This window comes from Azospira sp. MPR-LB4, from assembly GCF_058809525.1.
Window position 1 is genome coordinate 2,997,181 of sequence record NZ_CM179521.1, and the last position, 20,618, is coordinate 3,017,798.

At 66.3% G+C, this 20,618-nt stretch carries 19 protein-coding genes; 5 read left to right on the plus strand and 14 right to left on the minus strand.

The window, feature by feature from the left end; genetic code table 11:
- The first annotated feature begins 28 nt into the window (after nt 1-28).
- Nucleotides 29-412 carry a Sec-independent protein translocase protein TatB gene (gene tatB, locus AC3QLZ_RS14150; protein ID WP_014236519.1) on the plus strand — a complete coding sequence of 128 codons (384 nt, stop codon included), beginning with the start codon at nt 29-31 and terminating at the stop codon, nt 410-412.
- A gap of 8 nt (nt 413-420) precedes the next feature.
- Nucleotides 421-1,296 carry a twin-arginine translocase subunit TatC gene (gene tatC / locus AC3QLZ_RS14155; RefSeq protein WP_014236520.1) on the plus strand — a complete coding sequence of 292 codons (876 nt, stop codon included), beginning with the start codon at nt 421-423 and terminating at the stop codon, nt 1,294-1,296.
- Nucleotides 1,297-1,365: 69 nt separating this feature from the next.
- Here the strand turns inward: tatC and AC3QLZ_RS14160 are convergent, their stop codons facing one another.
- Both AC3QLZ_RS14160 and AC3QLZ_RS14165 read right to left on the minus strand, forming a co-directional pair.
- Complete coding sequence (locus AC3QLZ_RS14160; RefSeq protein WP_014236521.1) at nt 1,366-2,190, minus strand: class II glutamine amidotransferase; 825 nt, start codon at nt 2,188-2,190, stop codon at nt 1,366-1,368.
- Nucleotides 2,191-2,213: 23 nt separating this feature from the next.
- Nucleotides 2,214-3,368 (minus strand): Do family serine endopeptidase, encoded by a 1,155-nt coding sequence (locus tag AC3QLZ_RS14165; protein ID WP_014236522.1) that lies wholly within the window; start codon nt 3,366-3,368, stop codon nt 2,214-2,216.
- Between the two features lie 20 nt (nt 3,369-3,388).
- Here AC3QLZ_RS14165 and AC3QLZ_RS14170 point away from each other — a divergent pair, with 20 nt between their 5' ends.
- From AC3QLZ_RS14170 to AC3QLZ_RS14180, 3 genes are all read left to right on the plus strand, one after another.
- A complete protein-coding gene (locus tag AC3QLZ_RS14170) occupies nt 3,389-4,135 on the plus strand; it encodes a Nif3-like dinuclear metal center hexameric protein (protein ID WP_014236523.1) in 747 nt (248 codons plus the stop codon).
- 19 nt (nt 4,136-4,154) lie between these two features.
- Nucleotides 4,155-4,871 carry a fumarylacetoacetate hydrolase family protein gene (locus AC3QLZ_RS14175; protein ID WP_014236524.1) on the plus strand — a complete coding sequence of 239 codons (717 nt, stop codon included), beginning with the start codon at nt 4,155-4,157 and terminating at the stop codon, nt 4,869-4,871.
- Between the two features lie 154 nt (nt 4,872-5,025).
- The gene (locus AC3QLZ_RS14180; protein ID WP_014236525.1) at nt 5,026-8,502 is read left to right on the plus strand and encodes a bifunctional diguanylate cyclase/phosphodiesterase; all 3,477 of its coding nucleotides are present in this window, start codon (nt 5,026-5,028) and stop codon (nt 8,500-8,502) included.
- Nucleotides 8,503-8,508: 6 nt separating this feature from the next.
- On the opposite strand, the gene AC3QLZ_RS14185 is transcribed toward AC3QLZ_RS14180, so the two are convergent.
- From AC3QLZ_RS14185 to paaK, 12 genes are all read right to left on the minus strand, one after another.
- Nucleotides 8,509-9,495: a GGDEF domain-containing protein gene (locus AC3QLZ_RS14185; RefSeq protein WP_014236526.1), complete on the minus strand. Its 987-nt coding sequence runs from the start codon at nt 9,493-9,495 to the stop codon at nt 8,509-8,511.
- Nucleotides 9,495-10,112: a chemotaxis protein CheC gene (locus AC3QLZ_RS14190; RefSeq protein WP_014236527.1), complete on the minus strand. Its 618-nt coding sequence runs from the start codon at nt 10,110-10,112 to the stop codon at nt 9,495-9,497. Before AC3QLZ_RS14190 ends, AC3QLZ_RS14185 begins: the two co-directional genes overlap by 1 nt.
- 43 nt (nt 10,113-10,155) lie before the next feature.
- Complete coding sequence (locus AC3QLZ_RS14195) at nt 10,156-11,283, minus strand: protein-glutamate methylesterase/protein-glutamine glutaminase (protein ID WP_014236528.1); 1,128 nt, start codon at nt 11,281-11,283, stop codon at nt 10,156-10,158.
- Nucleotides 11,284-11,291: 8 nt separating this feature from the next.
- On the minus strand, nt 11,292-11,789 hold the full coding sequence (locus AC3QLZ_RS14200; RefSeq protein ID WP_014236529.1) for a chemotaxis protein CheD: 498 nt from the start codon (nt 11,787-11,789) through the stop codon (nt 11,292-11,294).
- Complete coding sequence (locus AC3QLZ_RS14205) at nt 11,789-12,601, minus strand: CheR family methyltransferase (RefSeq protein WP_014236530.1); 813 nt, start codon at nt 12,599-12,601, stop codon at nt 11,789-11,791. Before AC3QLZ_RS14205 ends, AC3QLZ_RS14200 begins: the two co-directional genes overlap by 1 nt.
- Nucleotides 12,601-13,158, minus strand: coding sequence for a chemotaxis protein CheW (locus AC3QLZ_RS14210; protein WP_014236531.1), 558 nt, complete (start codon nt 13,156-13,158; stop codon nt 12,601-12,603). Before AC3QLZ_RS14210 ends, AC3QLZ_RS14205 begins: the two co-directional genes overlap by 1 nt.
- A 12-nt stretch (nt 13,159-13,170) precedes the next feature.
- Nucleotides 13,171-14,793, minus strand: a complete 1,623-nt coding sequence (locus AC3QLZ_RS14215; protein WP_014236532.1) for a methyl-accepting chemotaxis protein — start codon at nt 14,791-14,793, stop codon at nt 13,171-13,173.
- An 18-nt stretch (nt 14,794-14,811) separates the two neighbouring features.
- Nucleotides 14,812-17,046, minus strand: coding sequence for a chemotaxis protein CheA (locus tag AC3QLZ_RS14220; protein ID WP_014236533.1), 2,235 nt, complete (start codon nt 17,044-17,046; stop codon nt 14,812-14,814).
- Between the two features lie 9 nt (nt 17,047-17,055).
- On the minus strand, nt 17,056-17,364 hold the full coding sequence (locus tag AC3QLZ_RS14225) for an STAS domain-containing protein (RefSeq protein ID WP_014236534.1): 309 nt from the start codon (nt 17,362-17,364) through the stop codon (nt 17,056-17,058).
- Between the two features lie 9 nt (nt 17,365-17,373).
- Nucleotides 17,374-18,645, minus strand: coding sequence for a methyl-accepting chemotaxis protein (locus tag AC3QLZ_RS14230; protein WP_014236535.1), 1,272 nt, complete (start codon nt 18,643-18,645; stop codon nt 17,374-17,376).
- 4 nt (nt 18,646-18,649) lie between these two features.
- A complete protein-coding gene (locus tag AC3QLZ_RS14235; RefSeq protein WP_014236536.1) occupies nt 18,650-19,015 on the minus strand; it encodes a response regulator in 366 nt (121 codons plus the stop codon).
- A gap of 157 nt (nt 19,016-19,172) precedes the next feature.
- Entirely contained in the window at nt 19,173-20,477 is a 1,305-nt protein-coding gene (gene paaK / locus AC3QLZ_RS14240; RefSeq protein WP_014236537.1) for a phenylacetate--CoA ligase PaaK, read from the minus strand.
- Nucleotides 20,478-20,618: the final 141 nt, after the last annotated feature.

Consider the following 20,618-nt stretch of genomic DNA (forward strand, 5'->3'; position numbering starts at 1 on the left):
GGTTTCCTTTTTCCTGGTTGCCTGACCTATGTTTGATATCGGTTTTTCCGAGCTAATCGTCATCGCCGTGGTGGCGCTGATCGTCATCGGCCCCGAGCGCCTGCCCAAGGTGGCGCGCACGGCCGGCCATCTGCTTGGGCGTCTGCAGCGTTACGTGAATGACGTGAAGTCCGACATCAACCGGGAAATGCAGCTGGAAGAACTGAAGAAGCTGCAGACCCAGGTGCAGGATTCGGCCCGCAGTTTCGAAAATTCCATTCAGCAGGGGCTCTCCAGCACGGAGCAGTCCCTCAACAACGCCATCCAGCCGCCGGCCGAAACGGTGGCGGCAGCGGAAGTACCACCGCCCGCCGCCGCTGCGCCTGCCGCGGAAGCTGCCGCAGCCGCCCCGGCTGAGGCGCCGAAAGCCTGATTGCCCCCATGAGTCTCGACAGCCAAGAGAGCGGCGCCGCCGAAGAATCCTTCCTCTCCCACCTGGTGGAGCTGCGGGACCGCCTGATCCGGGCCCTGCTGGCCGTGCTGGTGGTCTTCGTCTGCCTCTTCCCCTGGTCCCGGGAACTCTACACCCTGCTGGCCAACCCCCTGCTGGCCTCCCTGCCCGTCGGCGGCCAGATGATCGCTACCGACGTGGTGGGCGTGTTCCTGGTGCCGATGAAGATCACCCTGATGGTGGCCTTCCTCATCGCCCTGCCCTATGTGCTGTTCCAGGCCTGGGCCTTCGTCGCCCCCGGCCTCTATTCCCACGAGAAGCGGCTAGTGTTGCCCCTGGTCTTCGCCTCCGTGCTGCTCTTCTTCAGCGGCATGGCCTTCGCCTATTTCCTGGTGTTCCCCACGGTATTCGGCTTCATGGCCAAGGTGGCGCCGGAAGGGGTGGCCTGGATGACGGACATCGACAAGTACCTGTCCTTCGTCCTGTCCACCTTCGTCGCCTTCGGCGTCACTTTCGAGGTGCCGGTGATCGTCATCGTCCTGGTGCGCATCGGCCTGGTGGATATCGCCAAGCTGAAGGAATGGCGGCCCTACGTCATTGTCGGCGCCTTCATCATCGGCGCCGTGTTCACCCCGCCCGACGTGCTTTCCCAGATCATGCTGGCGGTGCCCCTGTGGCTGCTCTACGAACTGGGCATCATCCTGGCCAGCCTCATCGGCCGCCGGCCCCAGCCCGAGGTGGCGGCGCCGGCGCCCAGCGATCCGGCCCCCGCGGCCGCTCCTGCCGCCGACTGGCAGCCCATGAGCGCCGGCGAAATGGACCAGGCCCTGGGCCACAGCCAGGCGCCGGAACGGAAGCAGGACTGAACCGGCAGTTAGTGCCGGCAGCAATGAAAAAGGGCCCTGCGGGGCCCTTTGTTTTTGCGCTCCGCCCGGTCAGCCGCCGCCGCAGTGGTAGCGGCATTTCTCCGCCGGGCCGGCCACGGTCGGGGCCGAGGCCCGCACTTCCCCCTCCTCGAACCACCACAGGCTGCCCGGGGGCAGGGGCGTCCAGACCTCGTCGTCGGTCAGGGGCTGGGTGGCGATCACCGCCACCCGGTCGTTGGGCGTGGTCACCTCGCTGAAGTCCACGGTCACGTCCTGGTCCGTCAGGTGGGCCTTGGCGAAGGGGGCCCGGCGCACGATGTAGGTGAGCTGGGTGGAGCAGTGGGCAAACAGCCAGTCACCGTTGGAGAGCAGGAAATTGCATTCGCCGCGGCTGCCCAGGTCCACGCTCAGTTCGGTGAGGGCGGCGAAGAGTTCGGCGGTGGGCGGCGCCTGGTCGCCGAAGCGCCGGCGCAGGGCGGTCAGCAGCCAGCAGAAGGCCCGTTCGCTGTCCGTGTTGCCCACGGGCATGACGCTGCCGTCCAGGGGCGGGGCGAAGTCCAGCAGGTTGCCGTTGTGGGCGAAGATCCAGTAACGGCCCCACAGTTCGCGCATGAAGGGATGGGTGTTCTCCAGGGCCACCACGCCTTGGGTGGCTTTGCGGATGTGGGCGATGACGTTGCGCGAGCGGATCGGATACTGGCGCACCAGGGCCGCCACCGGGGAGTGGGCCGAGGGTTCCGGGTCGAGGAAGACCCGGGTGCCCTTGCCCTCGAAGAAGGCGATGCCCCAGCCGTCCGCATGGACGTCGGTGAGGCCTCCCCGGGCCTGGAATCCGGTGAAGGAAAAGCAGATGTCCGTGGGGACATTGCAGTTCATGCCGAGCAACTGGCACATGGGACGTCTCCGGGAGGCGGGGCTTACTGGTCGGGGTCGCGCCGCATGGGCGGGCGCTTGCCGATCCTGACCTGGGGTTCCAGCAGGCTCTGGTTGCGGCGCAGCTTGAAGGGCACGCTGGCGCCGGGCTTGAGTTCGGCGATGAGGTCCAGCATCACCTGTGGATCCTTCACCTCCTTGCCACCCACCGCCAGCAGGATGTCGCCGGGCTTGATGCCGGCGCCGTCGGCTGGGCTGCCGCGCAGGACGCCGGCGATGAGGGCGCCGCTGGCATCGGGCAGGCCGAAGGACTCGGCCAGCTCGGCGGTGATTTCCTGGGCCTCGACGCCGATCCAGCCCCGGGTCACGGTGCCGGTCTGGATGATCTGCTCCATGATGCTCTTGGCGGTGGAGACGGGGATGGCAAAGCCGATGCCGAGGGAGCCGCCGGAGCGGGAGTAGATGGCGGTGTTGATGCCGATCAGGTTGCCCTGGGCGTCCACCAGGGCGCCGCCGGAGTTGCCCGGGTTGATGGCGGCGTCGGTCTGGATGAAATTCTCGAAGGTGTTGATGCCCAGGTGGGAGCGGCCCAGGGCGGAGACGATGCCCATGGTCACGGTCTGGCCGACGCCGAAGGGGTTGCCGATGGCCAGCACCACGTCGCCGACCCGGATGCCGTCCATCTGGCCGAAGACGATGGCCGGCAGCTTGTCCGCATTGACCTTGAGCACCGCCAGGTCGGTCTCGGGGTCGCTGCCGATGACCTTGGCCTTGAGCTTGCGCCCGTCGTTGACCGCCACCTCGATGTCGTCGGCGGCCTCCACCACGTGGTAGTTGGTGAGGATGTAGCCTTCGGGGCTGACGATGACGCCGGAGCCCAGGCCGGAGGAGCGCTGGGGCTCGTTGTCGAAACGGTCGCCGAAGAAGTGGCGGAACACCGGGTCGTCGAAGAGGGGGTGGCGGCTGCTCTTCACTTCCTTGCTGGTGAAGATATAGACCACCGAGGGCAGGGAGCGGCGCACCGCCTCGCGGAAACCGCCGAGGCCGGCACCGCCGTCGGCGGCGGCCGGCGCGGCCTCCTGCAGGGCCACCACGCTGGCCCGATGGCCCAGCCATTCGGGTTTGAGGGTGCTGATGACGAACAGTACGGCGAGACTCACCGTTACCGTTTGTGCAAAAATCAACCAGGTCTTACGCATGAAGGAAAAAGGTCGCACCCATGAAACGTGAAGAATTGACGCGCTATCTCGATGAACTGCTGGAAGCGGGCCGGTTTCGGGATTATTGCCCAAACGGTTTGCAAGTGGAAGGCAAGGCCGAGATCGGCCGTCTGGTGGCCGGCGTCACCGCCAGCCAGGCCCTGCTCGATGCGGCCGTGGCCCAGGGCGCCGATGCCGTGCTGGTGCACCACGGCTGGTTCTGGAAGAACGAGGACGGGCGCCTCACCGGCTTTCGCAAGCGGCGCATGGCCACCCTCATGCAGCACGACCTCAACCTCATCGCTTACCACCTGCCCCTGGACGCCCATCCGGAACTGGGCAACAACGCCCAGCTGGCCCGGCTCTGTGGCTGGCAGCCGGAAGGCAGCTTCGGCGAGCAGGACATCGCCTGGTACGGCCGCCTGCCCGAGCCGCTCAGCGCCGGGGAACTGGCGGCCCGAACCGGCACCCTGCTGGGGCGCCCGGTGCAGCTGGTGGGCCCGCAAGACAAGCTGGTGAGTCGTCTCGGCTGGTGCTCCGGCGGCGCCCAGGGCTATTTCGAGCAGGCCGTGGCCCTGGGGCTGGATGCCTACATTTCCGGCGAGATTTCCGAGCAGAACACCCATCTGGCCCGGGAATGCGGCGTCCCCTACCTGGCCTGCGGCCACCACGCCACCGAGCGGGGCGGCGCCCGGGCCCTGGCGGCCCACCTGGCCGAGCGTTTCGGCCTGCACTGCCAGTTCATCGATATCGACAACCCGGTCTGACCGGAGAAAGCCTGCTGCCATGGATTACCTGTTCACTCCGCCGCCTGTCGTTGCCCTGGCCATTGCCGGCAGCCAGGCCCGCTTCCCGGTGCGCCGGGTCTATTGCGTCGGCCGCAACTACGCCGACCACGCCCGGGAAATGGGCGCCGATACCCGGGAGCCGCCGTTCTTCTTCAGCAAGCCGGCCGATGCCCTGGTGCCGGTGGCGGACGGCTCCGCCGCCACGGTGGCCTATCCGCCCGCCACCAACAACCTGCAGCACGAGGTGGAACTGGTGGTGGCCCTCGGCCCCCGCATCGCCGAGCTGGGTCAGCGGGGACTCAACGTCCCGGTGGCGGCGGCCCTGGAGGGCGTCTTCGGCTATGCCGTGGGCTTCGACCTGACCCGCCGCGACCAGCAGCAGAAGGCCAAGGAAAAGGCCCACCCGTGGGACATGGGCAAGGGCTTCGACCAGTCCGGCCCTATTGGCGCCATTGTCCCGGCCGCCCAGGCCGGACACCCCGCCAGTGGCGCCATCTGGCTGGAGGTCAATGGCGAGCGGCGCCAATCGGGCGATCTGGCCCAGATGAGCTGGAACGTGGCGGAGGTGGTGGCCAATCTTTCCACCTTCCTGCGCCTGGCCCCCGGCGACCTGATCTTCACCGGCACTCCGGCCGGCGTCTCCACCGTGGTGCGGGGCGATACCCTGGTGGGGGGCGTGGAGGGCATCGGCCGGCTGGCCGTGACCCTGGCCTGAGGCAGGCCTCCGGCAAGGGCTTCCCTCCAGCCTGGGCGCCGGGCTGGAAGCCGCGTCCCTAAAGGGGTTTGGCGCCCCCTACGCCGATGGTAATATGGCTTCCGTAATGGGTATCCCTACCCGTAACCCTCTACGGAAGCCGGCGACAGAAACGATGAGCCTGAAAACCAAAATGGCCCTGGCCATCACGGCACTGGTGGTGCTCCTGGTGGCGCTGGGCAGTGCGGTGCAATTGCATTTGGCCCAGGCCCAGTTGAAGCAGACCGTCGCCGACCAGCAGTTTTCCCTGGTGTCCCGGGTGGCCGAGGAAATCGACCAGCGCATCCAGCTCAACCAGGCCTCCCTGGCCCGCACCGCCGCCGCCATCACCCCGGCCATGCTGGGCCAGCCGGAAAAGCTGCAGGCCTTCCTCAACGACAAGTATTCCCTGCTGCTGCTCTTCGACGACCTCATCGTGGTCGGCCGGGACGGCCGCGTCATCGCCGATTCTCCGGTCATGCCCGAGCGCCGGGGCACCGATGTCTCCGCCTTCCCCCACGTCCGGGAGGCCCTGGAGGAGGGGCGGGCGGTGGTTTCCCGGCCCTTCTTGGGCCGCGTCACCCGCCTGCCCACCCTGGCCATGACGGCGCCGGTGCTGGACGGGGAAGGGCGGGTCATCGCCTCCCTCTCCGGCACCCTGCAGATTCTCAAGCCCCAGTTCCTCGGCGGCCTGGCCGGGCGCAAGGTGGGACGCAGCGGCCACTTCGTCCTGGTCACCCGGGACCGCACCACCCTGGTCAGCCGCTTCCCCGAGCGGGTGCTGCAGCCCAACGCGGCGCCGGGGCAGAACCCGGTTTTCGACCGGGCCATCGCCGGTTTCGAGGGCAGCGACGAGGGCGCCACCAGCTACGGCCAGCGGGTGCTGATGAGCTTCAAGTCCGTGCCGTCCACGGACTGGGTGCTGGGCGCCCTGCTGCCGGTGGAGGAGGCCTACGCCCCCATCGAGACGGGCCGCTGGGGCACGGTCTATTACCTGCTGCTGACGGCCCTGGCGGTGGCGGTCCTGGCCTGGCTGGCCATGCGCCGGGTGCTGGCCCCCCTTTCCCGCCTGCGCCAGCACGTGGTGGAGGTGCGCCAGGACCATGCGCGCAAGCTGGCCGACCCGGTCCTGGGCCAGGACGAAATCGGCGGCCTGGCGCGGGAGTTCTACCTGCTGCTGGACGAACTGGGCCAGGCCCGGGACGACCTGGGCAGCCGCATCGCCGAGATGGAATCCATCTTCGACGCCAGCCCGGTGGTCATCGGGGTGGTGCGGGACCGCTGCCTGATCCAGGCCAACCGGGCTTTCGAGCGGCTTTTCGGCGTCTCCCTGGAGACGGCCCTGGGACAGACCGTGGTGGGTTACTACCCGACACCGGAGGAATTCGCCGACTTCGGCCAGCAGCTCTATCCGGCCGTGGCCGACGGCCGCGTCGCCCACTTCCTGCGCCGCTTCCGGCGGGCCGACGGCACTCTCTTCTGGGCCAACTTCTACGCCCGCCAGATCGACGCCCAGCAGCCCCAGCGGGGCATCATCATCGTCATCGAGGATGTGGACCAGGCCCGGCACCAGGAAGAGGTGCTGCGGGAAAGCGAAGAGCGCTACCGCCAGATGTTCGAGAACAACACCTCGATCAAATTGCTGATCGATGCCGGCGACGGCGCCATCGTCGATGCCAATCCGGCGGCGGCCGACTTCTACGGCTATCCCCTGGACACCCTGCGCCGCATGAACATCGCCCAGCTCAACCAGCTCTCGGTGGAGGAGGTGCGGGCGGAAATGGCCCTGGCGGACCAGCAGCAGCGCCGCTATTTCAACTTCCGCCATCGCCTGGCCAGCGGCGAGGTGCGGGAGGTGGAGGTGCACAGCGGCCCGGTGCTGCTGCGGGGGCGCCGCCTGCTCTATTCCATCATCCACGACATCACCGCCCGCCGCCGGGCCGAGGAGCAGTTGCGCCTCTCCGCCAAGGTCTTCGAGGGGGCCAGCGAGGGCATCGTCATCTGCGACCGCAACAACCGCATCATGTCGGTGAACCGGGCCTTCGTCGAAATCACCGGCTACGCCGAGGCCGAGGTCCAGGGGCGGGACCCGCGGGTGCTCAATTCGGGTCGCCACGACGCCGCCTTCTTCGCCAACCTGTGGCACCACCTGAAGACGGCGGGCACCTGGCAGGGCGAGATATGGAACCGGCGCAAGGGCGGCGAGGTGTATCCGGAGTGGCTTTCCATCACCACCGTGCGCGACGAGGCGGGGGAGGTGAGCAACTACGTGGCCGTGTTCGCCGATGTTTCGGAACGCAAGCGCAACGAGGAACACATCCGCTTCCTCGCCGAGCACGACTACCTCACCGGCCTGCCCAACCGCTCCCTGCTGCACGACCGCCTGCAGCAGGCCATTGCCCTGGCCGAGCGCAACAGTGAGTCCCTGGCCCTGATGTTCATCGACCTGGACCGCTTCAAGAACATCAACGATTCCCTCGGCCACCAGGTCGGTGACCAGCTGCTGCAGGAGGTGGGGCGGCGCATCCAGGCCTGCGTGCGCAGCGCCGACACGGTCAGCCGGCCCGGCGGCGACGAGTTCATCATCCTCCTGCCGTCCATCGAGACGCCCCAGGATGCGGCCCGGGTGGCGGAAAAGCTGCTGGAGTCCCTCAACCGCCCCTACCAGCTGGGCGGGCACGAACTGGTGATCACCGCCAGCATCGGCATCGCCGTCTTCCCCGAGGACGGCCGGGATTTCCAGACCCTGGTGAAGAATGCCGATGCCGCCATGTACTACAGCAAGGAGGCGGGCCGGGACAGCTTCCACTTCTTCACCCCGGACATGAATGCCCGGGTCTTCGAGCGCCTGTCCCTGGAGAACAGCCTGCGCCGCGCCCTGGAGCGGCAGGAATTCCTGCTCTACTACCAGCCCCAGGTGGACATGCCCAGCGGCCGGGTGATCGGTTTCGAGGCCCTGATCCGCTGGCAGCATCCCCAGATGGGCCTGGTTTCCCCGGCCCGTTTCATTCCCGTGGCCGAGGATTCGGGCCTCATCGTGCCCATCGGCGAATGGGTGCTGGGGGAGGCCTGCCGGCAGAACCGGGCCTGGCAGGAGCAGGGCATGCCGGCGGTGCCGGTGGCGGTGAACATTTCCGCCCTGCAGTTCCGCCAGCCCCAGTTCGAGGCCTCGGTGGAGCGGGCCCTGGCGGAAAGCGGCCTGGAGCCGGCCTGGCTGGAGCTGGAGTTGACGGAGAGCATGATGCTGCACCAGGGCCAGGGCGCCACGGACCTGCTGGACCGGCTCAAGGCCCGGGGGGTGCGCCTCTCCATCGACGATTTCGGCACCGGCTATTCCTCCCTGGCCTATCTGAAGCGCCTGCCCCTGGACAAGCTGAAGATCGACCAGGCTTTCGTACGGGATATCGCCAGCGACGCCGGGGGGGCGGCGATCACGGCCACCATCATCCAGATGGCCCACAACCTGGGGCTGTCGGTGATCGCCGAAGGGGTGGAGACGGAAGCCCAACTGGAGTTCCTGCAGGCCCACGATTGCGCTTCGGCCCAGGGCTTCTACTTTGCCCGGCCCATGCCGGCGGCGGACATCCGGGCCTTCTGGGACGACCGGCGCTAGCCGGCCCTACATCAGCTTTTCGGGCTGGACCGTGAGGTCCAGGGCGTCGGCGCTGACCACCCGGTTACGGCCCTGGCGCTTGGCCTGGTAGAGGGCGATGTCGGCGCCGCGCAGCAGGTCCTGGGCCCGGTCATTGCGCTGGGGCGTGTGGGTGGCGACGCCGACGCTGATGCTGAGATGGCTGGCGGCGTGGGAGTTGGCGTGGGGAATGCCCAGCCGGCTGATTTCCTGCTGCAGGCTGCTGGCCAGCTTGCAGGCGGCGCCGTGGCTGGCGCCCGGCAGCACCACCGCAAACTCCTCGCCGCCGTAGCGGGCGACGAAGTCACCGCCCCGCTGCAGGCAGCGGCGCAGGGTGTTGGCGACCACGGTGAGGCAGGTGTCGCCGGCCTGGTGGCCGTAGCAGTCGTTGTATTCCTTGAAGTAATCGATATCCAGCATGAGCACCGAAATGTCGCTGCCATGGCGCTGGGCCCGCTGGAATTCCTCCTGGAAGCGGGCATCGAAGCTGCGCCGGTTGGCAACGCCGGTGAGGCCGTCGATGTTGGAGAGGGCCTGCAGCTGCTGGGCCTGTTCCCGCAACTGCTGTTCCCGCCTTACCGCCGCGGTGACGTCCTGGATCTGGATCAGGCAGTGGATATGGCCGGATTCCCGGGCCAGGGGGGCGATGGTGATGGCCTGCTCGATGGGGTGGGCGTCGTTGTGCAGATGATCCTGCAGGGGAAAGGGCCGCCGGTTCAGGGTCTGGGACAGGATGGCCGGCAACTGCTGCTGCAGGGCGGTCTGCACGGCATGGGCGAGGCGGCTGTTGGCCAGGTGGGGGAACACCTCTTCCAGGCGGCGCCCCTGGATTTCCTGGGCGCTGACGCCGGAACGCTCCGCCAGCCAGCGGTTCCACAATTGCACCTTGCCCTCGGCGTCGATCAGGATCAGGCCTGCATTGACTGTGTGGGCCAGCTCCAGCAGGAGCGGTGCCGCCAGATGCGGATGTCCCATCAGCGTCCCCCCATGGCCTGGGCGATGTAGCTGTCCACCTCGGCCACCAGGTTGGCGATGGAATCGACGCTGAGGAGGAAGGCCACATAGCCCTGTATCTCGTGCTGTTCCAGGGTCAGGTCGATGTGCAGCAGGAGCACCGCTTCGTCGTTGCCCTGGATCTGGCCGCCCAGCACCTCGTCCGGGCTGCCCAGGTGATAGGTGGGCAGGGTGCTGTTGAGGGGGCGGCGGAAGAGGTTGGCCAGGGTGCCGACGCAGGCGTTGAGCAGGATGTTGCCGATCTCGCTCATGGCCTCCTGTTCCAGCTCGGTCAGCTCCTTCAGGGAGAGGCTGTCGCCCACCATGCGGCGGACGATTTCCAGGCCCTTTTCCTCGGGGAAGATGAGGAAGCCCTGGGCGTCGAAGGCGCCGGAGAAGCGCTGGGCCACGGCGCAGATCTTGTCGCTGTGGCGGAAGCTGAACTGCTGCATGGCCTCGTGCCGCGGGATCAGCTGCAGGGTCAGCACCGACAGCTTGACCTCCTCATTGACCATGCTGGCCAGGCTGGCTGCGGCCTGGCCGACGCCGATATTGAAGGCTTCCACCAGGGCGTCGCGCTGCAGCTCGTTCAGTTCCATGTCTCGGGTTTCGCTAGGGCAGGGAAGGAACCATTATAAATGGTCAGCCGCGGCCAGCCGCGACAATGGCTTCCGGGATGCGGTTGAGGGGCAGCACGGTGCGCGCCGCCCCCAGCTTGATGGCTTCCTTGGGCATGCCGAAGACGACACAGGTGGATTCGTCCTCCGCCACCGTGTCGGCCCCCGCATCCACCATTTCCTTGAGGCCCCGGGCGCCGTCGTCGCCCATGCCGGTCATGATGATGCCCAGGGCGTTGCGCCCGGCGAACTTGGCGCAGGAGCGGAACAGCACGTCCACCGAGGGGCGGTGGCGGTTCACCAGGGGGCCGTCCACCACTTCCACGGTGTACTGGGCGCCGCTGCGGGTCAGCATCATGTGCTTGCCGCCGGGGGCGATGAGGGCCCGGCCCGGGATCACCCGGTCGCCGTGCTTGGCTTCCCGCACCTCGATCTGGCACAGGCCGTTGAGGCGCTCGGCGAACATGGCGGTGAATTTCTCCGGCATGTGCTGGACGATGACGATGCCCGGGCAGACGGCCGGCAGCTTGGTCAGCACGGCTTCCAGGGCCTGGGTGCCGCCGGTGGAAGTGCCGATGGCGATGATCTTGTCGGTGGTCTTGACCATGGAGGCTCCGCTGCCCAGGCCGCCGGCCGAGATGACCGCGTCGGCGGACAGCTTGGGGGCGATGTTGAGGCCCTTGGCCACATTGGCGATGCGCTCGGCGTGGGAGGAGGTGCCGCTGGCCGTGGAGGTGATGATCTTGCGCACATTGGCGCGGGAGGCGGCCTTGACGGCGCCGAGCAGGTCGGACGATGCGTCTTCGAGGAACTGCTTGAGGCCCATCTTGGGTTTTGTGATGATGCCCACCGCCCCCGCCGCCAGGGCGTTCATGGAGGCTTCGGCCCCCTTCTCCGCCAGGGAGGAGCAGATCACCACCGGCGTCGGACGCTCGGCCATGATCTTCTTGAGGAAGGTGAGGCCGTCCATGCGCGGCATCTCGATGTCCAGAACGATCACGTCCGGCCATTCCCGCTTCATGTGCTCCATGGCGAAGAGGGGGTCGGAGGCGGCGCCCAGCACCTTGATGCTCGGGTCGGTTTCCAGCGTTTGCTTGACGACCTGCCGCACCACGGCGGAATCGTCCACGATCATGACTTTGATGAGGCTCATAGGCTTCCCTAGTTCTTATTGGTCCCGGCTTCGCGAAATACCAGCCAGGCGTCTCCACTCCAGATGTCGAAGACCAGCTTGCGATGGCCGGCGCCTCCGAGGTGTTCGGCAACGACGGCGATTTTTCGTTCCGCCAGAAGCCGGTGCGCAACCTCTATATTACGCTGACCTATTTGTATGCCGGCATGGTTTTCCCGGCCGGGGAACATATTGCCTCCCCCGAATATCTTGGCCCGGTAGTCCTGGGGGCGGGTGCCGGCCCGGCCGATGGCCCGGTCGAACAGGCCCATGGCCTCCGTGGCGTAGCGGCCGTCCAGCTCCTGGCCGGCCGCGGGCTGGCCCCGTTCCGGCAGGATGAAGTGGCACATGCCGCCGAGCTTCCTTTCCGGATGCCACAGGGCAATGGAAACGCAGGAACCGAGCAGGGTCCGGATGCGGGTGTGGCCGCCGGCGAAGTGGAAATCCCCCGGATTGAGGAACACCTCCTGGACGGAGTCGGCAGGCATCAGGGTTTTTCGTAGATGGTGGGCCGCAGACACTTCAGCCGGTCGGTGATGCCGTTGAGGCTTTCCGAGTGACCGACGATGAAGGTGCCGCCCGGCTTGAGGCGGGTGATGAGGTTCTCCACCACCTTGCGCTTGGTTTCCATGTCGAAATAGATCATGACGTTACGCAGGAAAATAACGTCGAAGGGCCCCAGGTCTGGCGCCGGCTTGGTCAGGTTGACCTGGAGGAAGCGCACCCGCTCCCGCAGCTCCTTGGCCACCAGCAGGGTTCCCTCCTGGGAGCGGACGCCCTTCAGGCAGTATTTCTTCAGGTACTGGGGTGGGATGCCCTCGGTCCGTTCCAGCGGGTAATGGCCGGCCTGGGCCTTGGCCAGGACCACGGTGGAGATGTCCGAGCCGACCACCTGCCAGGGCCGGTTGCCCAGGTGCTCGGCCAGGACCATGGCCAGGGTGTAGGGCTCTTCACCGCTGGAGCAGGCGGCGCTCCAGATGTTGAAGGGCACGCCGGGCTTGGCCTTGTGCGGCAGGATTTCCTGGGCCAGGTAGTCGAAGTGCTTGGGTTCGCGGAAGAAGTAGGTCTCGTTGGTGGTCAGCAGGTCCACCATGGTCTGCAACTCCCTGCTTTCCTGGGGCGAAGTGACCAGCTGGTAATACTGGGCGAAGGTGCTGAGGCCGTAGTGCTTGAGCCGGCGGGAAAGGCGCCCCACCAGGAGCACCTTTTTCGCGTCGGAAAGCTGAATGCCGGCGATCTGGTAGATCAGGTCCCGGAAGCGGCCGAACTCCTGATCGGAGATGCCCGAAGGGCCGTCCATCAGGCTGCGCTGGGTTCGGCTGCGGGAGTGCTGCCGCCCAGGTCCGCCAGGAAGGTCATTTCCTCCAGGGACAGGACCCGGTCCACATTGAGGATGATGACGAACTTGCCGGCCACCTTGCCCATGCCGAGGATGAAGTCGGCCCGGATCTTGGCGCCGAAGGCGGGCGGCGGTTCGATATCGGTGGCCGGGATTTCCAGCACCTCGTTCACGCAGTCCACCACCACGCCGATGTCCTGGCGGGTTTCGCTGCCTTCGGACATCTGCACCATCTCCACGATGACGATGCAGGTGCGGCGGCCGATGGCCGCCGGGGTGCCGCCGAAGCGGGCCACCAGGTCGATCACCGGCACCACGGCGCCGCGCAGGTTGATCACCCCGCGGATGAAGCCCGGCATCATGGGAATCTCGGTGAGGCTACCGTACTCGATGATTTCCTTGATGTTGAGGATGCCCAGGGCGAAGATTTCCCCGCCCAAGGTGAAGGTCAGGTACTGGCGGGACTCATCGCCGGTCTTGGCCGGGGTCGATCCGGCCTGGGGAACGAGGTTGCCCATGGCTATGCCTCCTCAGAAGCGCTCGAAATCGTGTTCGTCAGGGGCGGCCGTGGCCACGGGGCGGACCGGCTGGCTCTTCACCGCGCTGCGGGCGGTCTGGGCCGGACGGGCGCTGTAGGCCACTGCGCTGCGGCCTTCCTCGACCCGGAAGAACTGCATCAGGCCCTGCAGCTGTTCGGCCTGGCCGCCCATTTCCTCGGCGGTCGCCGCCAGCTCTTCGGAAGCGGAGGCGTTCTGCTGGGTGGCCTGGTTCAGCTGGTTCATGGCCTGGTTGATCTGGGCGATGCCGCCGGACTGCTCGGCGGAGGCGGAGGCGATTTCCTGCACCAGGTCGGAGGTCTTGCGGATGGTGGGCACCATGTTGTCCAGCAGGCCGCCGGCCTTTTCCGCCAGCTTGACGGAGGAGTCGGCCAGTTCGCCGATCTCCTGGGCCGCCACCTGGGAGCGTTCGGCCAGCTTGCGCACTTCCGCGGCCACCACGGCGAAGCCCTTGCCGTGCTCGCCGGCCCGGGCGGCCTCGATGGCAGCGTTGAGGGCCAGCAGGTTGGTCTGGTAGGCGATGTCGTCGATGATGCCGATCTTGCCGGCGATCTGCTTCATGGCCACCACCGTGTCCTTCACCGCCGTGCCGCCTTCGTTGGCTTCATTGGCGGCCTTGGCGGCCATGTTGTCGGTGACCTTGGCGTTCTCGGTGTTCTGGTTGATGGAGGCGGTGGACTCTTCCAGGGTGGAGGTGATTTCTTCCACGGAAGCAGCCTGTTCGCTGGAAGACTGGGAGAGGGACTGGGCCGTGGCGGACACCTGCTCGGAAGCGGAGGAGAGGTTGTCGGCAGCGCCCCGCACTTCGCCGATGATCTGGGCCAGCTTGGCCACCATGGCCTGCATGGCGGCGAGCAGCTGGCCGGTTTCATCCTTGCTGGAGGCGTCGATGCGCACGGTCAGGTCGCCTTCGGAGAGCTTGTTGGCGACGCCCACGGCCTGGTTTAGCGGGGTGGTGATGCTGCGGGTGATGAAGACGCCGAGGACGATGGCCAGCAGGCCGGCAATGATGCCCACGGTGATGATCTGGTTGCGGGTGGCCACCACCAGTTCGTCGGCGGACTTGCCGGTAGCCTCCATGGACTTGGTTTCCAGCTCGATCAGCTTTTCCAGGGTCTTGATGTAGTCGTTGAAGGACTTGCGCATGTCGCCCAGCAGGAGGGCGGTGCCTTCTTCCCGGGCGCCGTCATTGGCCAGCTTGATGACCTTGACCAGGTGGTCCCGGTAGGGGCCGCGGGCGGCATTGATTTCTGCCAGGACGGCCTTTTCCTCGTCATTCATGGGCATCTTGGAGATGGCGTCGAGCTCTTCGCTCATGCGCTTGCTCATGTCGGGCAGGCGGTCGGCCTCGCGCTTGATGTCATCGGCCTTGGTCAGCAGCAGCATGTTGCGCACCACGCGGGCGTTGGCATTGAGGATGTCGATGATCACGTTGGCCTTGACCACCTTGGGGAAGCGGTCCTTGACGATGACGTTGAGCTCGTCGTTGATGGCGTTGGCCTTGGTGACGGAGAGCACGGCCACCCCGGTGAGGAGCAGGACGAGGATGGCAAAGGCAATACCGAGACGGGTGCCGATACGCAAGTTGGCGATCATCTGATTCTCCTGAAATTATTAAACTTGGCTGATGCGGGGTGTATTGACGGACGACGGGGCGGCCAGGCTGCGCTCTTCCCTGCCGATGGCGATCTGGGCCAGGGCCTGGACGTCCAGGATCAGGGCCACGTCGCCGCTGCCCAGGATGGTGGAGCCGCCGATGCCGCGCAGGTGGCGGAACAGTTGGCCGAGGGGCTTGATGACGGTCTGGAATTCGCCCAGCAGGGTATCGACCACGATCCCCGCCTTCTGGCCGGCTGCCTTGACCACCACCACGTTCTCCCGCTTGGGCGGCTCGCCGGGAATTTCGAAGAGGTCCCGCAGACGGATGAAGGGCAGCACCTCGCCCCGCAGGTTGAGATAGTTGCGCTCGCCGCTGCTGGTGGCGTGGGCCTGAAGCTCCAGGCATTCCACCACCATGTCCAGGGGAATGACGTAGGAGGCCCGGTCGGCCCCCACCAGGAAGCCGTCGATGATGGCCAGGGTCAGGGGCAGGCGGATGGAGAAGCGGGTGCCATGGCCTTCCTCGGAATGCACCTCGACCCGGCCCCGCAGGCCCTGGATGTTGCGCTTGACCACGTCCATGCCGACGCCGCGGCCGGAGAGGTTGGAGACCTTGTCCACCGTGGAGAAGCCGGGTTCGAAAATGAGGTTGGCGATTTCCTGGTCGGAAAGATGGACGCCGGCCTGGACCAGGCCCTTTTCCACGGCCTTCTTGAGTATCTTGTCCCGGTTGAGGCCGCCGCCGTCGTCGGCCACGTCGATGACGATGCTGCCGGAGTCGTGGTAGGCGTTGAGGGAGAGCCGGCCCCGGGGCGACTTGCCCTTGGCCTGGCGCACCTCGGCGGACTCGATGCCGTGGTCCATGGCGTTGCGCACCAGGTGCATCAGGGGGTCGCCGATTTTCTCGACCACGGACTTGTCCAGTTCGGTCTCGCCGCCGGCAATGGTCAGCTCGATGTCCTTGCCCAGCTCCTTGGAAACGTCCCGCACCACCCGCTGGAAGCGGTTGAAGGTTTCGCCGATCTGCACCATGCGCAGCTGCAGGGCGGAATCGCGGATCTGTTCCACCAGCCGGTTGAGCAGGGAGGTAGCTTCGTTGAGGTCGGACAGGCCGGCGCGGCTGGCCAGCAGGTTGGTGCTGGCCCCGGCGATCACCAGTTCCCCCACCAGGTCGATGAGGCGGTCCAGCTTGTCGGCCTGGATGCGGATCAGGCGCGCTTCGGCGGCCTTCTTCTCCGATACCTGTTTCTGCTTGATGACGGCGGCTTCCACCAGCTCGGGCTGCACCACCTGCTGTTCGATGAGGATTTCACCCAGGGGTAGGGGCGGCGAGGCCTCCTCGCCGCCTTCCTCCGGCGGCACCGCATGCTGCTGCTTGAGGCCGTCGTCCAGCTCGGCCTGGGTCAGGGCGCCGATCTTCACTAGGATCTCGCCCAGGCGCATGGTGTTTTCCGGCAGGGCCTGCAGCAGGGCGATGTAGTCCGCCAGCTTGCTATTGGGCGGCAGGATGTGCAGGGTGCATTCGTCGCGCACGAAGTCGAAGACGGCCTCGATGGCGGCCTTGTCCGCGTCGCTCTTGAACTTGATCTCGAAGCCCAGGTAGCAGGCTTCCGGGTCCATCTCCTCGGCGCTGGGCATGGCATCGGGAATGGTCTCGATGTGCACGATCTGGCCCAGGGTGGAGAGGTAGCGCAGGAAGGAAATGGGGTCCATGCCGTTGCGCAGGACGCCGGCGCCGAAGCGTAGGGAGATGTGCCAGAAATCCGTTTCCACCAGGCCGCCGCCGGAAGCCTGGACGTCGTCCACCTTCTCCACCGGGGGGCGGTTGGGCTGCACGCTGGCCGCCGGGGCCTCTTCCTTGGCGTCGAGCCAGTCGCGCTGCAGGCGGGAGAGCAGGGAATCGCCCTCGGCCCGCAGGTCCTCGTCGGGTTCGGCGGCGCCGGCCTCCAGCACGGAGAGCAGGTTGCCGATGTGGTCGCAGCAGCCCAGGAGCACGGCCACCAGGTCGCTGCTGACCTTGATGTCGCCGTTGCGCAGCTTGTCCAGGGCGTTTTCCGCCACGTGGGTGAAGGCGACGATGAAGTTGCACTCGATGACGCCGGCGCCGCCCTTGATGGTGTGGGCCGGGCGGAACACGGCGTTGATCAGGTCGCTGTCTTCCGGATTGGCCTCCAGCTGCAGCAGGGCCTCCTCCATGGCGGCCAGCTGTTCCCGGCTCTCGGTGACGAATACGGTGGTCAGTTCGTCCATGATTCCTCCTCAGCCCTGTTCCCGGGCCGGGATGACCAGGGGGTCGCCGAAGAAGGCGGCCATGTTGAAGAAGTCCAGCAATTCCCGCACGGCGGGGCTGTGGGCGACGATGCGGGCGGTCTTGTTCTGCAGCGCGGCTTCCCGCTTGGTCAGCAGCAGCAGCTGGAAGCCTGCGGTATCGACCTCGCCGACGTGGGACAGGTCGATTTCCAGGTCGCGGCACTGGCCCAGGGCTTCCATGAAGGCGGCCTTCTGGGTCAGGGCGTTGTAGATGGTCAGGTCATCCAGGATGGTGACGCGATGGGTGCCGGTGCTCACGAGTCCCCCTTAGAAGAGCTCCACCTGGGGCAGGTCCGGCTCGCCGCCGGGGGCGGACTGGTGCAGGGCCTGCTTGTGGGTGGTGCGTTGCTGTTTCATCACATAGCGGCTGTACAGCTGGTCCAGGTGCTCGGACAAAGGCTGGTACTGGAAATTGGGGTTTTCCGCCTGGCGCAGGCGTTCGGACAGGGTGGCGGCATGCTGCTGCAGTCGGGACAGGGCTTCGATGGTGGTTTCGATCTGCTGCCGGGTGACGTCCTGGAACTGCACGCTGGCCACCGCATCCATGAACATGGCCGCCAGTTCCTGGCTGCTGCTCTGGACGGTGGCGATCACCGTGCTCTGGTGCTGCATGACCTGCTCGTAGCTATGGCCCAGGGTGGTGAGCTGGGTGGCGAACTGCTGCAGCGCGGCCCGCTCCCGGTCCAGGTTGGAGTGGGAGAGCTTGTCCTGGAATTGCTGTTCGATGGTGCTGGCGACGCCGACGATGCCCTGGTTGATCTGGGTCACCGCCGCCTCGGTTTCGCTGGAGAGCTTGCGCACCTCGTCGGCCACCACGGCAAAGCCGCGGCCCGCCTCGCCGGCCCGGGCCGCCTCGATGGCGGCGTTGAGGGCCAGCAGGTTGGTCTGGCTGGCGATGCCCTTGATCAGCTTGGTCAGGGATTCCAGGGAGCGGGCCTCGGCCACCACCTGGGCCACCCGTTGCTGGTCGGTCTGGGCTTCCTGGATGCGGTTTTCGATGTAGAGGCCCATCTCGACGATGAGCTTCTGGTTGTCGGCGATGCGGCTTTCCGACTCGTTGACCATCTGGCTCGACTCGGTGGAACTGGTGCTGACGAACTCGTTGAGGTGGGTCACCACCCCGTCCACCGCCTGCAGTCGCTCCGTGATCTGGTAGGCCGCCTCTTCGGTGGCCTGGATGACGCTGTGCAGCTGGCCCTGCAGCACCTCGTTGAAGGCCGGCACGGCCGCCAGTTCTTCCGCCACCTCTTCGGCCACGGCCTGGTAGTTGGTGTTGGTGCTGGCGAAGACCTCCTGGTTGCGCGCCAGGCCGAACATCATGTCCCGGTAGAAGGCGATGGAAACCAGGCGTTGGGCCAGGTAGGCGACGACGACGATGATCACCGTGCCGATGGCGTCGCCCAGGGGCTGGGCAACGTCGAAGGAGTTCAGGAAGTCGCTATGGAACCAGTCGTGCAGGAAGTAGACCATGAGGCCTGCTCCGATGGCGACGATGGCGAATACCAGGGAGGCCCGCCGTAGCAACAGTCCGAAGTCCATGGGCTTAGCGCAGTACCAGTTTGATGGTGTTGAGGAGCTGGTCGGCGGTGGCCGGCTTGACGATCCAGCCGGAGGCCCCTGCCGCCTTGGCTTCAGCCCGCTTTTCCTGCTGCGACTCGGTGGTCAGGAACAGGATGGGCATGAACTTGTAATTGGGCAGCTTGCGCACTTCGCGGATGAACTGGATGCCGTTCATGCCGGGCATGTTGAGGTCGGTGATGAGCAGGTCCACCTTCACCCCGGCCTGGAACTTCTTCATTCCCTCTTCCGCATTTCCAGCCTTTTCAACAGCATAGCCTGCCTTGGCGAGGATGTTGGAGATGGATAGCAGAATGGTTGCCGAATCGTCGACAAGGAAAATGGTTTTCATGGAGCAGCTTCCCTCAAGGCGTTTTTAGCTTCGAATAATGGGGGATAGGGGCGGCAGCGGTCAATTATTTCTGATTTATATCAGAGACAAGGCCCATCTGCCGCCCAGGGCTTGCGGATGCGCCCTGGCGGGCGATCCGGGGGGCGCCGGGCGGGGCTCAGCGGGGGCGTTTGTCGATGACCCGCTTGGCCTTGCCGACGGAACGTTCGATGCCGCCGACCTCGACGATGCGCACCTGGGTGGAAATGCCGATGTAGGACTTGATGTGGTGCTGCAGCTCGTGGGCCACGTATTCCTTCTCGGCGGCGGTGGCGATGCCGAACTCCGGCTTCATTTCCACGTTCACGGTGATGCTGTCCAGATGGCCGTCCCGCGCCACTTCCAGCAGGTAATGGCCGGACAGCTTGGCCTGTTTGAGGATCAATTCCTCGATCTGGCTGGGGAACACATTAACGCCACGAATAATCAGCATGTCATCGGAGCGGCCGGTGATCTTGCCGATGCGGCGGAAACTGCGGGAGGTGGGCGTCAGCAGGCGGGTCAGGTCCCGGGTGCGGTAGCGCACCACCGGCAGGGCCTCCTTGGAGAGGGAGGTGAATACCAGCTCGCCCTGGCTGCCCTCGGGCAGGACTTCGCCGGTGTTGGGGTCGATGATTTCCGGGTAGAAGTGGTCTTCCCAGATCACCGGGCCGTCCTTGGACTCGATGCACTCGTTGGCGACGCCGGGGCCCATGACTTCGGAAAGACCGTAGATGTCCACCGCGTCGATACCCAGCAGGTTCTCGATTTCCTGGCGCATGCCGTCGGTCCACGGCTCGGCGCCGTGGATGCCGATGCGCAGGGAGGTGCCCCGGGGATCCATGCCCTGGCGCTTGAACTCGTCGGCGATGTTGAGCATGTAGGAGGGCGTGCACATGATGATGCGCGGCGCGAAGTCGGCGATCAGCTGCACCTGCTTTTCCGTCTGCCCGCCGGACATGGGGATGACCGTGCAGCCCAGGGCCTCGGCCCCGTAGTGGGCGCCCAGGCCGCCGGTGAACAGGCCGTAGCCGTAGGCGACGTGGATGATGTCGCCGCGGCGGCCGCCGGCGGCGTAGATGGAGCGGGCCATGAGGTGGGCCCAGGTGTCGATGTCCTTCTGGGTGTAGCCGACCACGGTGGGCTTGCCGGTGGTGCCGCTGGAGGCGTGCACCCGCACCACCTCTTCCCGGGGCGTGGCGAACATCTTGAAGGGGTAGTTGTCCCGCAGGTCCTGCTTGGTGGTGAAGGGGAACTTGCGCAGGTCGTCCAGGCTGTGGAAGTCGTCCGGATGCACGCCCTGGGCGTCGAACTTGGCCCGGTAGTGGGGCACGTTGTCGTAGGCGTGCTTCAGGGTCCAGCGCAGACGTTCCACCTGCAGTGCGGTGATTTCGTCGCGGCTGGCATTTTCGATGGCGTCGAGGCCGATCTTTGCTGCCGTCATTTTTATATAGTCCTTGTCATGGCCCCCTCCTCCCTAACGGCTGGGGCAAGTCACGCATTTTCCGGGATTTTCCCCCCCCGCTCAATGCATTTGCCACGAAGGAGGCGGGGGCGCCCCGTCGGCGGCCTGCCTTCCCTTATA